This is a genomic window from Nonomuraea sp. B208 (assembly GCF_057536035.1).
The window spans coordinates 1-13,357 of sequence record NZ_BAAJOU010000003.1; the positions used below are offsets into that span (position 1 = coordinate 1).

General features: G+C 72.3%; 10 protein-coding genes. 9 read left to right on the forward strand and 1 reads right to left on the reverse strand.

The features are described from left to right. Positions 1–31 precede the first annotated feature (31 nt). Genes sucC through AC27IY_RS01385 form a run of 6 tightly spaced genes read left to right on the forward strand, consistent with a single transcriptional unit; the run spans position 32 to position 6,932 of the window. Positions 32–1,162, forward strand: a complete 1,131-nt coding sequence (gene sucC, locus AC27IY_RS01360; RefSeq protein WP_423473234.1) for an ADP-forming succinate--CoA ligase subunit beta — start codon at positions 32–34, stop codon at positions 1,160–1,162. A 3-nt stretch (positions 1,163–1,165) separates the two neighbouring features. Next, positions 1,166–2,047, forward strand: a complete 882-nt coding sequence (sucD, locus tag AC27IY_RS01365; RefSeq protein ID WP_487176859.1) for a succinate--CoA ligase subunit alpha — start codon at positions 1,166–1,168, stop codon at positions 2,045–2,047. Next, positions 2,044–2,808: a hydroxypyruvate isomerase family protein gene (locus AC27IY_RS01370; protein WP_487176860.1), complete on the forward strand. Its 765-nt coding sequence runs from the start codon at positions 2,044–2,046 to the stop codon at positions 2,806–2,808. Before sucD ends, AC27IY_RS01370 begins: the two co-directional genes overlap by 4 nt. Beyond that, complete coding sequence (locus tag AC27IY_RS01375) at positions 2,805–3,665, forward strand: 2-hydroxy-3-oxopropionate reductase (RefSeq protein ID WP_487176861.1); 861 nt, start codon at positions 2,805–2,807, stop codon at positions 3,663–3,665. Before AC27IY_RS01370 ends, AC27IY_RS01375 begins: the two co-directional genes overlap by 4 nt. Beyond that, a complete protein-coding gene (gcl, locus tag AC27IY_RS01380) occupies positions 3,662–5,383 on the forward strand; it encodes a glyoxylate carboligase (RefSeq protein ID WP_487176862.1) in 1,722 nt (573 codons plus the stop codon). The genes AC27IY_RS01375 and gcl overlap by 4 nt, the downstream gene beginning before the upstream one ends. Before the next feature lie 13 nt (positions 5,384–5,396). Then, entirely contained in the window at positions 5,397–6,932 is a 1,536-nt protein-coding gene (locus AC27IY_RS01385; RefSeq protein ID WP_364451357.1) for an aldehyde dehydrogenase family protein, read from the forward strand. Here AC27IY_RS01385 and AC27IY_RS01390 read toward each other — a convergent pair. Beyond that, positions 6,929–7,279 carry a DUF6703 family protein gene (locus AC27IY_RS01390; protein WP_423473230.1) on the reverse strand — a complete coding sequence of 117 codons (351 nt, stop codon included), beginning with the start codon at positions 7,277–7,279 and terminating at the stop codon, positions 6,929–6,931. The two genes, AC27IY_RS01385 and AC27IY_RS01390, sit on opposite strands and share 4 nt — an antisense overlap. A 54-nt stretch (positions 7,280–7,333) precedes the next feature. Between AC27IY_RS01390 and AC27IY_RS01395 the strand changes: the two genes are divergently transcribed. The 3 genes from AC27IY_RS01395 (at position 7,334) to ppdK (ending at position 13,346) form a co-directional block, all read left to right on the forward strand. After that, entirely contained in the window at positions 7,334–7,612 is a 279-nt protein-coding gene (locus AC27IY_RS01395) for an antibiotic biosynthesis monooxygenase family protein (RefSeq protein ID WP_344204747.1), read from the forward strand. Between the two features lie 94 nt (positions 7,613–7,706). After that, complete coding sequence (locus AC27IY_RS01400; RefSeq protein ID WP_487176863.1) at positions 7,707–9,092, forward strand: glycine--tRNA ligase; 1,386 nt, start codon at positions 7,707–7,709, stop codon at positions 9,090–9,092. A 1,617-nt stretch (positions 9,093–10,709) separates the two neighbouring features. Further along, positions 10,710–13,346: a pyruvate, phosphate dikinase gene (ppdK, locus tag AC27IY_RS01405; RefSeq protein WP_487176864.1), complete on the forward strand. Its 2,637-nt coding sequence runs from the start codon at positions 10,710–10,712 to the stop codon at positions 13,344–13,346. Positions 13,347–13,357 lie beyond the last annotated feature (11 nt).

The following is a 13,357-nucleotide window of genomic DNA, read 5'->3' on the forward strand; positions in this document are numbered from 1 at the left end:
ATACGGTATACCGTACACAAAGGAGGCTCGCATGGACCTGTACGAGTACCAGGCGAAGGAGCTCTTCAGGCGGCACGGCATCCCGGTCCCGCGTGGCGCGGTCGCGGAGACCCCGGCCGAGGCCCGCGCGATCGCGGCCGACCTGAACGCGCCCGTCGTCATCAAGGCCCAGGTCAAGACCGGTGGACGAGGCAAGGCGGGCGGCATCAGGCCGGCGGCGGGGCCGGTCGCGGCCGAGGACGAGGCCGCCCGCGTACTCGGGATGGACATCAAGGGGCACCGCGCGCGCCGCGTCCTGGTGGAGGCCGCGACCGTGCCGTTCGAGGAGTACTACGCGGCCTTCCTGGTGGACCGCGCCGAGGGCGGTTTCCTGGCGATGGTGTCCGGCCAGGGCGGCGTGGAGATCGAGGAGCTGGCGGCGCGCGACCCCGGCGCGATCGTCCGGCTCCCCGTGGACCCGGTCGAGGGCGTGGACGCCGAGGCCGCCCGGCTGCTCGCGGCCAAGGCGGGCCTGCCCGAGCAGGCCGCCGACGTGCTGGAACGGCTGTGGCGGGTGCTGGTGGCCGAGGACGCGCTGCTGGTCGAGGTCAACCCGCTCATCTGCACCACCGACCAGCGCGTCGTGGCGCTCGACGGCAAGGTCACCCTGGACGACAACGCCGCCTTCCGGCACCGGCGCGAGGCCGAGGAGCCGACCGGCGGCCTGGAGGACCGCGCCCGCGCCAAGGGGCTCAACTACGTGAAGCTGGACGGCACCGTCGGCGTGATCGGCAACGGCGCGGGCCTGGTGATGAGCACCCTGGACGTGGTGGCCGGCGCCGGCGCGGCCCCGGCGAACTTCCTGGACATCGGCGGCGGCGCCTCCGCGCAGGTGATGGCCGACGGGCTGGAGATCATCCTGGCCGACCCTGACGTGCGCTCGGTGCTGGTCAACGTCTTCGGCGGCATCACCGCCTGCGACGCCGTGGCCAACGGCATCGTCACCGCACTGCAACTCCTGGGCGAGCGGGGCCACGGCCGGCCCATCGTCGTACGGCTCGACGGCAACAACGCCGAGCTGGGCCGGCGCATCCTCGACGAGGCCAGGCACCCGGCCGTCCGCCAGGTCTCCACCATGGACGCCGCCGCAGCCACGGCGGCCAGACTCGCGGCAGGGGCGTGAAAGATGGCGATCTTCCTCACCAAGGACAGCCGGGTGCTCGTGCAGGGCATGACCGGCGCGGAGGGCACCCGGCACACGGCCCGCATGCTGGCCGCCGGCACCGACGTCGTGGCCGGGGTGACCCCGGGCAAGGGCGGCCGGTCGGTGGACTTCGGCGAGCGCACGGTGCCGGTGTTCGGCTCGGTGGGCGAGGCGGTGGAGGAGACCGGCGCGGACGTGTCGGTGGTGTTCGTGCCACCGCGCTTCACCGGCGGGGCCGTCGAGGAGTCCGTGGCCGCCGGGGTGCCGCTGTGCGTGGTGATCACCGAGGGCGTGCCGGTGCACGACACCGTGCGCTTCCGGGCGCTCGCGCGGGGACGTACCCGGATCATCGGCCCCAACTGCCCCGGACTGATCAGCCCCGGGCAGTCGTCGGCCGGCATCATCCCCGCCGACATCACCACCGCGGGCCGCATCGGCCTGGTCTCCAAGTCCGGCACCCTCACCTACCAGCTCATGTACGAGCTGCGCGACCTCGGCTTCTCCACCTGCGTCGGCATCGGCGGCGACCCGGTCGTCGGCACCACGCACATCGACTGCCTGCGGGCGTTCCAGGACGACCCGGGCACCGACGCGATCGTGATGATCGGCGAGATCGGCGGCGACGCCGAGGAGCGGGCCGCCGCCCACATCGCCGGGCACGTCACGAAGCCGGTGGTGGCGTACGTGGCCGGCTTCACCGCCCCCGAGGGCAGGACGATGGGCCACGCCGGGGCCATCGTCTCCGGCTCGTCCGGCACCGCCCGTGCCAAGAAGGAGGCGCTGGAGGCCGCCGGCGTCCGCGTCGGCGAGACCCCGTCCGAGACCGCCCGCCTGCTGCGCTCGGTCCTGGCGGGTGCCCGGTGAGGTTCGCCGTCAACCTGTCCATCCTGCTCACCGAGCTGCCGCTGCTGGAGCGGCCCGCCGCGGCGGCCAAGCACGGGTTCGACGCCGTCGAGCTGTGGTGGCCGTTCGACGGGCCGGAGCCGACGGCCGCGGAGACGGCCGCCCTGCGCCGGGCGATCGAGGCGGCCGGGGTCCGCCTCACCGGGCTGAACTTCGACGCCGGCGACATGGCGGCGGGCGAGCGCGGCCTGCTGGCCCGCCCCGACGGCGCGCAGCGGTTCCTCGCCGGCATCGGGCCCGCCGTCCGGCTGGCCGGGGAGCTGGGCTGCCCGGTGCTGAACGCCCTGTACGGCAACGGCCCCGGCACCGACAGGGAGCTGGCCGTGGCCAACCTGCGCCGGGCGGCGGACGCGGCGGCCGGCGTCGGCGCGACCGTGGTCGTCGAGGCGCTCAACGCGTACGACAACCCGCACTATCCGATCACGTCGTCGGAGGCGGCGTTCGCGCTGATCGACGAGGTGGACAGGGAGAACGTCGCGTTCCTGGCCGACCTCTACCACCTGCACCGGATGGGCGAGGACGTGCTCGCGCTCATCGACCGCCACGCCGCCCGCTTCGGCCACGTGCAGATCGCCGACGACCCCGGCAGGGGGCGGCCGGGCAGCGGGGGGATGCCGTACCCGGAGATCCTCGCGCGGCTGGCGGCGGCGGGCTACGAGGGGCACGTCGGCCTGGAGTACCGGCACGAGGGGCCGGGCGCGTTCGACTGGAGGCACGCGTGAACATCGGCTTCATCGGTCTGGGGATCATGGGCGGCCCGATGGCCGCCAACCTCGTCAAGGCGGGGCACACCGTACGCGGCCACGACGTGAGCGCCGCGCCCGTCGAACGGCTGGCCGCGCTCGGCGGCGAGGCCGCCGCCGGCGTGCCGGACGCGGTCGAGGGCGCGGACGTCGTGATCACCATGCTGCCCGACTCGCCGCAGGTCGAGGAGGTCGCGCCGCTCGTCGTCAGGCACGGCCGTCCCGGCCTGCTCTACCTCGACATGAGCACGATCAGGCCGGAGACCTCCCGCACAGTGGCCCGCGAGGCCGCCGCCGCCGGCGTCCGGGCCCTGGACGCCCCGGTGAGCGGCGGCGAGCGCGGCGCGGTCGACGCCACCCTGTCGATCATGGTGGGCGGGGAGCGGGAGGCGTACGAGGCGGCCCGGCCGATCCTCGGGGCGCTCGGCACCACGATCGTGCACGTGGGCCCCGCCGGGGCCGGGCAGACCGTGAAGGCGGCCAACCAGCTCGTCGTCGGCGGCATCTACGGCCTGGTGGCCGAGGCGATCGTGCTGCTGGAGGCCAGCGGCGTGGACCCCGTCGCCGGGCTGGACGTGCTGGCGGGCGGCCTGGCCGGCTCCCGGATCCTGGAGCTCAAGCGGCACACCATGATCAGGCGCGAGTTCACCCCGGGCTTCCGCATCGACCTGCACCACAAGGACATGGGCATCGCCGTCGCCGCCGCCCGCGAGGCCGGCGTCGCGCTGCCGCTCACCGGCCAGGTCGCCCAGCTCGTGGCCGCGGCCCGAGCGCAGGGACACGGCTCGCTCGACCACTCCGCCCTGCTCAAGGTCGTCGAAAGGCTGAACACGTGAAGCGCATCCCGTGCATGGAGGCCGTGGTCGCGGTGCTGGAGTCGGAGGGGGTGGACACCGTCTTCGGCATCCCCGGGGCGGCCATCCTGCCGTTCTACGCCGCGCTGCGGGGCAGCTCGATCCGGCACGTGACGGTCCGCCACGAGGAGGGCGGCACGCACGCGGCCGACGGCTGGGCCAGAGTCACCGGCAACGTCGGCGTCTGCGTCGGCACCTCCGGCCCGGCCGGCACCAACATGATCACCGGCCTCTACACCGCGCTCGCCGACTCGATCCCCATCATCTGCGTCACCGGCCAGGCCGAGAGCGCCAAGCTGCACCAGGAGGCGTTCCAGGCGGTCGACATCGTGGAGATCGCCCGGCCGGTCACCAAATGGGCGGTGCAGCTCAAGGAGCCCGCCCAGGCGCCGTGGGTGTTCCGCGAGGCGTTCAGGATCGCCCGCTCCGGGCGGCCGGGGCCCGTGCTCATCGACCTGCCGCTCGACGTGCAGCGCGGCACCTGCCGCTACGACCGCGACCTCGACGCCCCGCTGCCGGTCGAGGTGCCGCGCCCGCTGCCGAAGCCGGTGCGCAGGGCGGTGGACCTGCTGGAGGGCGCCCGGCGGCCGATCATCCTCGCGGGCGGCGGCGTCATCATCGGCGAGGCGGCGGAGGAGCTGCGGGCGCTGGCCGAGTACCTCCAGGTGCCGGTGCAGGTGACGCTCATGGGCAAGGGGGCCTTCCCCGAGGACCACCCGTTGTTCGCCGGGATGGCCGGCATCCAGACGCAGACCCGGTGGGGGAACGCCGCGTTCCTGGAGAGCGACCTCGTGCTCGCGGTCGGGGCCCGCTTCGGCGACCGGCACACCGGCGACCTGGACGTCTACCGGCGCGGCCGCTCCTTCATCCACGTGGACATCGAGCCGACCCAGCTCGGCCGGGTCTTCGAGCCCGACCTCGGGATCGTCGGGCACGCCCGGCCGGCGCTCGCCGCGCTCCTCGACGAGGCCCGCGCCCGCGGCGGGCCCCGCGCGCCGGGCACGTGGGCGCGCAAGGTGGCCGGCCTGCGCCGCACGCTGAACCGGCGCGACGACTTCGACGACGTGCCGATCAAGCCGCCCCGGGTGTTCCGCGAGATCAACGACTTCTTCGGCAGGGACACCACGTTCGTCACCGCGATCGGGCTCTACCAGATCTGGTCCGGGCAGTTCCAGGCGACGTACCTGCCGCGCCACTACCTGGTGTGCGGGCAGGCCGGGCCGCTGGGGTGGGAGGTGCCGGCCGCGATGGGCGTCAAGTGCGCGCATCCGGAGCGGCAGGTGGTGGCCGTCGTCGGCGACTACTCCTTCCAGTTCCTCATGGAGGAGGTCGCGGTGGCCGCGCAGCACCGGATCCCGTTCGTCATCATCATGATCAACAACGAGTACCTGGGGCTCATCCGGCAGGCCGAGCTCCCGTACGGGATGAACTACGCCGTGGACCTGCACTACGGCGAGGGCGGCATCGACCACGTCAAGGCCATGGAGGCGTTCGGCTGCCCGGCGCGCCGGGTCGAGCTGCCCGGCGACCTCCGTGACGCGCTGGCCTGGGCGAGCGCCGCGTCCGCCCGCGAGCGGCTGCCGGTCCTGGTGGAGGTGATGGTCGAGCGCGAGGCCAACGCCGCCATGGGGCCGGCGCTCGACGCGATCAAGGAGTACGAGCCGCTGCCCGAGCTCATCTCCGCCGACTGGTCCGACTGAGGAAGGATCTGACATGCGGCTCAAACCGGGCACGGCCTGGCACGACGCGTACGACCGCTGCCGGACGGCGGCCCCCGAAGCCTTCCACGACGACCGGGTGCTCAACCACTGGGGCGGCATCTGGCACCGCGACGGCCGCCCCGTGCCCGGCTTCTCGCCCCTCGACGGCACCGCCATCGCCGGCCCGCCGCGCCTCGACCGGGCCGGCGCGGGCCGGGCCGTCGCCGGGGCGGTCGAGGAGCACCGGCGCTGGCGGCACGTCCCGCTCGCCGCGCGCAAGGCCATGGTCACCGCCGCCGTCGAGTCCATGGCCGCCCACCGCGACCTGCTGGCCCTGCTGCTGGTCTGGGAGATCGGCAAGCCGTGGCGGACCGCCCGCGCCGACGTGGACCGCTGCCTGGACGGCGTGCGCTGGTACGTCGACGAGATCGACCGGATGACCGCCGGCCGCACCCCGCTGCCCGGCCCGGTCAGCAACATCGCGAGCTGGAACTACCCGATGAGCGTGCTCATGCACGCCATGCTCGTGCAGGCGCTGGCCGGCAACGCGGTCATCGCCAAGACCCCCACCGACGGCGGGCTGAGCTGCCTCACCCTGGCCTGCGCGCTCGCCGTCCGCGAGGGGCTGCCGTTCACCCTCGTCAGCGGGGGAGGGGCGGAGCTGTCGCCGGTGCTGGCCGGCGGACGGGCACTCGGCTGCGTGTCGTTCGTCGGCGGCAGGGACGCCGGCGCGAAGGTCGCCACCTCACTGGCCGACCTCGGCCGGCGGCACGTGCTGGAGCAGGAGGGGCTCAACTGCTGGGGCGTCTGGCGCTACGGCGACTGGGACACCCTCACCCGCCAGATCCGCGCCTCCTTCGACTACGGCAAGCAGCGCTGCACCGCCTACCCGCGCTTCGTCGTGCAGCGCGCGCTGTTCCACGACTTCCTGCGGGCCTACCTCGGGGCGGTGGACGCGCTGCGCTTCGGCCACCCCCTCGCCGTCGCCCGCCCGGACGACCCGCTGCCCGAGCTGGACTTCGGCCCGCTCATCAACGCCTCCAAGGCGAAGGAGCTCGCCGACCAGGTGGACGAGGCGGTGGCGCGCGGCGCCGTGCCGCTGCACCGGGCCTCGCCCGCCTCCGGGCACTTCCTGCCGGGCCAGGACACCTCCGCCTATCTCGCCCCGACCGCGCTGCTCGACCCGCCCCGCTCCTCGCCGCTCCACCACGCCGAGCCGTTCGGCCCGGTCGACACGATCGTCCTGGTGGACACCGAGGCCGAGCTGCTGGCCGCCATGAACGCCAGCAACGGCGCGCTCGTCGCCACCCTCTCCTGCGACGAGGAGGAGACCTTCCGCCGCCTCGCCCCCGAGGTGCGGGCCTTCAAGGTCGGGCACAACCGGCCGCGCTCGCGCGGCGACCGCGAGGAGCTGTTCGGCGGGCTCGGCGCGTCCTGGCGCGGCGCGTTCGTCGGCGGCGAGCTGCTGGTCAAGGCCGTGACCGAGGGCCCGGACGGCGAACGCCTGCCGGGCAACTTCCCGCACTACACACTGCTGCCCCCGGCCTAACCGGGGATCAGGCCGAAGCGGGTCGCCGCCACCGCCGCCACGAACAGCACCATGGCGACCCGCAGCACCTTCGCGCCCGACCCCAGCGACGGCCAGGACAGGAACGCCAGCCAGCCGATGAACGCGAGCACCGCCAGCGCCGCCACCCCGCCGAGCGGGTTCGCCACCGCGAGCGCGGTCAGCAGCAGCACCACCAGCACCACGGGCGGCACCCAGCGGGGCACCTGCGTGAAGAGGTACGCCATCGGCACCGCGCTCCGCCGCTCCACGGCCTTGCGCAGCCCGCTCGCGCCTTCGGTGAAGAACCGCTCGCCCTGCGGGAGCGGGCGCTTGTCGTGAGAGGCCACGCCCAGAGCCTACGGGAGTGGCCGATGCGCCTCTAGGCTGTTCAGGTGCTCGCCGTGATCCGATACACCGTCCCAGAGTCCCAGTCCCAAGACTTCGCCAAGCAAGGGCAGACCATCCTCGACACGTTCGCCGGCCAGCCGGGCTTCCTGCGCGGGCGGGTGGCCCGCTCGGTCGACGAGCCCAACCTGTGGGCCCTGGTCTCGGAGTGGGAGGGCGCCGGGTTCTACCGCCGCGCGCTGTCCGCCGCCCGCATGGTGATGTATCCGCTGATGATCCTCATGGTCAACGAACCCAGCGCGTACGAGGACGTCCACACGCAGGACGGGACGTAGAGCCACTCGCGCCCGGGACCTCCGCCCGTCCCCTAAGCTGGGAGCTCACACTTTCACACTCGCCGACCTCCAGCCGGAAAGAGAACCAACCAAAATGGCACGACGCACCGACGTCATGGACACCATCGTCAGCCTCGCCAAGCGCCGCGGGCTCGTCTACCCGTCGAGCGAGATCTACGGCGGACTTCGCGCGTCGTGGGACTACGGTCCGCTGGGTGTCGAGCTGAAGAACAACGTCAAGCGGCAGTGGTGGCTGTCGATGGTCCAGGCCCGAGAGGACGTCGTGGGCCTCGACTCCTCGGTCGTCCTGGCCCCCGAGGTGTGGCGGGCCAGCGGCCACGTCGAGACCTTCACCGACCCGCTCACCGAGTGCATGTCCTGCCACAAGCGCTTCCGCGCCGACCACCTGGTCGAGGCGTACGAGGAGAAGCACGGCGCCGAGCCCGAGGGCGGCCTGGCCGGCATCACCTGCCCCAACTGCGGCAACAAGGGCACCTTCACCGAGCCCCGCCAGTTCAGCGGCCTGCTCAAGACCTTCCTCGGCCCGGTCGAGGACGAGTCCGGCCTCGCCTGGCTGCGGCCCGAGACGGCCCAGGGCATCTTCATCAACTACCTCAACGTGCAGCAGTCCGCGCGCAGGAAGATCCCGTTCGGCATCGGCCAGATCGGCAAGTCGTTCCGCAACGAGATCACGCCGGGCAACTTCATCTTCCGCACCCGCGAGTTCGAGCAGATGGAGATGGAGTTCTTCGTCAAGCCGGGCACCGACGAGGAGTGGCACCAGTACTGGATCGACGAGCGCTACCGCTGGTACTCCGACCTGGGCATCAACAAGGACAACCTGCGCCTGTACGAGCACCCCAAGGACAAGCTGTCCCACTACTCCAAGCGCACCGTCGACATCGAATACCGCTTCAACTTCACCGGCTCGGAGTGGGGTGAGCTGGAGGGCATCGCCAACCGCACCGACTTCGACCTGACCGCCCACTCCAAGGCGTCGGGCGTCGACCTCAGCTTCTTCGAGCAGGACACCGGGGAGCGCTACGTCCCCTTCGTCATCGAGCCGGCGGCGGGCGTCGACCGGGCCACGCTGACGTTCCTGCTCGACGCCTACAGCGAGGACGAGGCTCCCAACGCCAAGGGCCAGCTGGAGAAGCGCACGGTCATGCGGCTCGACCACCGGCTCGCGCCGGTCAAGGCCGCGGTGCTGCCGCTCTCGCGCAACGCCGACCTGTCGCCGAAGGCCCGCGACCTGGCCGCGCAGCTCCGCCGCCGGTGGAACGTCGAGTTCGACGACGCCGGCGCGATCGGCCGCCGCTACCGCCGCCAGGACGAGATCGGCACGCCGTTCTGCATCACCGTCGACTTCGACACCCTCGAGGACCACGCGGTGACGATCCGCGAGCGCGACAGTATGACGCAGGAGCGCATCGCGATCGACAGCGTCGAGTCCTACCTGCGCCAGCACCTCAACGACTGACCCCGCCTCCGTTTCCTCCTCGCCCGCGACATTGCGCCCGGGCGAGGAGGAAGCCCGCCACCGGCGGCACGATAACCACCTGACAGCCCTTCGCCGACACGTCCGGCGTTGCCGCGGGCCGCAGCGCAGTGAGCCGGCAGCCGCTACAGCCCGGCAGCCGCCGCCCCGCCACCGGCGGCACCATAACTATCTGACAGCCCTTCGCCGACACGTCCGGCGTTGCGGCGGGCCGCAGCGCAGTGAGCCGGCGTCCACTGCAGCCCTGCAGCCGCGTGCCGACCGCTGAAACGGCCAGGCGCGCGCCGCGCGCCGTCCGCCGACACGGCCGTCCCGACACGCCCGTCCGGACACGGCCGCGCCTCGTACCGTCCGGACACAGCCGTCCCCGACCCGGCCGGCAGCGTTGCGGGCGGGCAGCCGCCGTCGGCTGGCCAGACAGGCCGATCGGGAGCATGCCCTCCCCGACGGACCCCAGTGCGCCGTCCAGCACCCGCAGCACCAGAAGGGCGGCCCCGGGCTGCGCCCTCGCACTGCGCCCTCGCACTGCGCCCTCGCACTGCGCCCTCGCACTGCGCCCTCGCACTGCGCCCCCGCATGGGCCCGCGGTGCGCCTGCCTGTGCCGTGCCTGCCTGTGCCGTGTCCGTCCGTGCCGAGCCCGCCCGTGCCTGCCTGTGCTGCCACCCGCCGGTCGTCGGAGACGGAGGGCCGCTGCTGGCGGCCCCCTGCGGTGCGCCTGCCCGCGCTGGGCCCCGCGCAGCGCCCGCGCGGGCCTTCGCGGCGCACCCGCCCGGCGACCCCGCGCAGCGAGTACGCGCCGTGCTCCCACGCTGTCCCGGCGAGCAGCGTGACGCACTCTGCGCTACTGCAAAGTACTTGGCATGCCTCTGCCACCAGGCGAAGGGCGGCATGTGCAGCGTCTTCGCCTGGCGCGTCCGCCTGGCGGCGTTGTGCGGCGCCTTCGCCTGGGGACCTTGCGCGCGGCCCGGCCCAGCGGCCCCGCTCGCCCATGTTCCCAGCGGCCCTGCCGGGCGGCCTCGCGCGGCGTGTACGCGTCGTGCTCTCACGGTCCGGTGAGCAGCGCGAGGCGCGCCGTGCTTCTTCGGGCACTATGCCTCTGTCGTCAGGCGAGGACCGGTGCGTGTGGTGCCGCCGCCGGCAGGGCGTGGCGAAAAGCCTGAACATCCCATGTCAGGGAAGGCGCCCCGAACCAGACGCCGGCAGGCACGTCCAGGTCAGCGGCACCGGCAGCAGTAGTTCCTGCCCTTTCCCGCTGCCTGACGTAGGCCAGGGGATCGCCCGCGCCCGCGGACAGCGTGACGCCGAGCACCCGGCCCGTCTCTCGCGCGCCCCGCGAAAGCGCCGGTGAAGAAGACCCGGCACGAACACCGTCGCTCCCACGGGGTGATCCGATTCTGCGTCCGCCCCCCTCTTTCCGGCACAAGAATTGGTTTATACCAATTGGTATAAACCAATTTTCGGCAAACCAGCCTTATAATTGGATTAGACCTCTCATAAGCCGTTTACCTGCATAAACAGTGACTTGAGGAAGGAGTGCAGTTTCATCATCAATTTCGCCGGTAGAGTCCGGATCAGACGCGTGTTGGATTGGAGCTGTGGTGGCCAAGTACGTTTACGACTTCACCGAGGGCAACAGGAATCTCAAGGATCTTCTCGGCGGTAAAGGCGCGAACCTGGCTGAGATGACCAATCTCGGGCTGCCCGTTCCCCCCGGATTCACGATCACCACGGAGGCGTGCCGCCACTACCTGGCGGAGGGCGCCGTCCACGACGGTCTCGACCGGGAGGTCGCCGAGCACCTCAAGGCGCTCGAAGAGCGCATGGGCAGGAAGCTCGGCCAGGCCGACGACCCCCTCCTCGTCAGCGTGCGCTCCGGCGCCAAGTTCTCCATGCCGGGGATGATGGAGACCGTGCTCAACATCGGGCTCAACGACGAGTCCGTGCACGGCCTCGCCAAGCAGGCCGGCGGCAACGAGCGCTTCGCCTGGGACTCCTACCGCCGCCTCATCCAGATGTTCGGCAAGACCGTCCTCGGCATCGACGGCGACCTGTTCGAGGACGCGCTCGACGCCGTCAAGGGCCGCCGCCAGGACACCGACCTCGACGCGGGCGAGCTGCAGCGGCTCGTGGAGACGTACAAGGGCATCGTCCGCGAGCAGACCGGCAAGGACTTCCCCACCGACCCCCGCGAGCAGATGGGCCTCGCCATCAACGCCGTCTTCGACTCCTGGAACGCCCCGCGCGCCATCCTCTACCGCCGCCAGGAGCGCATCCCCGCCGACCTCGGCACCGCCGTCAACGTCATGGCGATGGTCTTCGGCAACTACGGCGACGACTCCGGCACCGGCGTCGCCTTCACCCGCGACCCCGGCACCGGCCGCCAGGGCATCTACGGCGACTACCTTCAGAACGCCCAGGGCGAGGACGTCGTCGCGGGCATCCGCAACACGATCCCCCTCGAAGAGCTCGAACGCCTCGACAAGACCTCCTACGACGAGCTCGTCCGCATCATGGAGGTCCTGGAGACGCACTACAAGGACCTCTGCGACATCGAGTTCACCATCGAGCGCGGCAAGCTGTGGATGTTGCAGACCCGGGTCGGCAAGCGCACGGCCGCGGCCGCGTTCTGCATCGCCACCCAGCTCGTCGACCAGGGCCTCATCACCCTCGACGAGGCGGTCACCCGCGTGACCGGCGACCAGCTCGCCAAGCTCATGTTCCCCCGCTTCGACCACGGCGCCGAGAAGAAGCGGATCGCCAAGGGCATGAACGCCTCCCCGGGCGCGGCCGTCGGCAAGGCCGTCTTCTCCTCGGAGCGGGCCGTCGAGCTGGCCGGGCAGGGCGAGGACGTCATCCTCGTACGCCGCGAGACCAACCCCGACGACCTGGCCGGCATGATCGCCGCCAGGGGCATCCTCACCAGCCGCGGCGGCAAGACCTCCCACGCCGCCGTGGTCGCGCGCGGCATGGGCAAGACGTGCGTGTGCGGCGCCGAGGAGCTGGAGGTCTCGACGGCCGAGCGCAGGTTCACCGCGCCCGGCGGCATCGTCGTCGCCGAGGGTGACGTGATCTCCATCGACGGCACCACCGGCGAGGTGTTCCTCGGCGAGGTGCCGGTCGTGGCCTCGGCCGTGGTCGAGTACTTCGAGGGCGCCGAGCCCGCCGACGAGCTGGTCAAGGCGGTGGACCGGATCATGCGCCACGCCGACGCGAGCCGCCGGCTCGGCGTGCGGGCCAACGCCGACACCCCCGAGGACGCCGCCCGTGCCCGCCGCTTCGGCGCGCAGGGCATCGGCCTGTGCCGCACCGAGCACATGTTCCTCGGGGAGCGCCGGCAGCTCGTGGAGGACCTGGTGCTGGCCTCGACCGACGAGCAGCGCCAGGCGGCGCTGGACGCCCTGGAGCCGCTGCAGAAGTCCGACTTCGTGGGCATCTTCCAGGCGATGGAGGGCGCGCCGGTCACGATCCGCCTGATCGACCCGCCGCTGCACGAGTTCCTGCCCGACATCACCGAGCTGTCGGTCAAGATCGCGACCTCGGAGAACCCCACCGACAAGGACCGCGCGCTGCTCGCCGCCGTCAAGCGCCTGGACGAGCAGAACCCGATGCTGGGCCTGCGCGGCGTCCGGCTCGGGCTGGTGATCCCGGGGCTGTTCGCGATGCAGGTGCGGGCCATCGCCCAGGCCGCCAAGGAGGTGCCCGGCGCGCGCCCGGAGATCATGATCCCGCTGGTGGCGACCGTGCAGGAGCTGGAGTCCGTACGCGAGGAGGCGGTCAGGATCCTCGCGGAGGTCGGCGTCGAGGCGCTCGTCGGCACCATGATCGAGACCCCGAGGGCGGCGCTGACCGCCGGCCAGATCGCCGAGGCGGCCGAGTTCTTCTCCTTCGGCACCAACGACCTCACCCAGATGACCTGGGGCTTCTCCCGGGACGACGTCGAGGCCGCGTTCTTCTCCCGCTACCTGGAGCTCGGCATCTTCGGCGTGTCGCCGTTCGAGACCCTGGACAGGGAGGGCGTCGGGCGGCTGGTCGAGCTCGCCGTCCAGGAGGGCCGGGCCACCCGTCCCGACCTGCACCTCGGCATCTGCGGCGAGCACGGCGGCGACCCCGACTCGGTGCACTTCTGCCACAAGGCAGGGCTGGACTACGTCTCCTGCTCGCCGTTCCGCATCCCGGTGGCGCGGCTGGAGGCGGGCCGGGCGGCGCTGAGCGAGACCGACTCCGACACCCGCTGAGCGGGCGGCGG

Coding starts and splice junctions, on each gene's coding strand:
- sucC (WP_423473234.1), top strand. CDS start 32: ATGGACCTGTACGAGTACCAGGCGAAGGAGCTCTTCAGGCGGCACGGC.
- sucD (WP_487176859.1), top strand. CDS start 1,166: ATGGCGATCTTCCTCACCAAGGACAGCCGGGTGCTCGTGCAGGGCATG.
- AC27IY_RS01385 (WP_364451357.1), top strand. CDS start 5,397: ATGCGGCTCAAACCGGGCACGGCCTGGCACGACGCGTACGACCGCTGC.
- AC27IY_RS01400 (WP_487176863.1), top strand. CDS start 7,707: ATGGCACGACGCACCGACGTCATGGACACCATCGTCAGCCTCGCCAAG.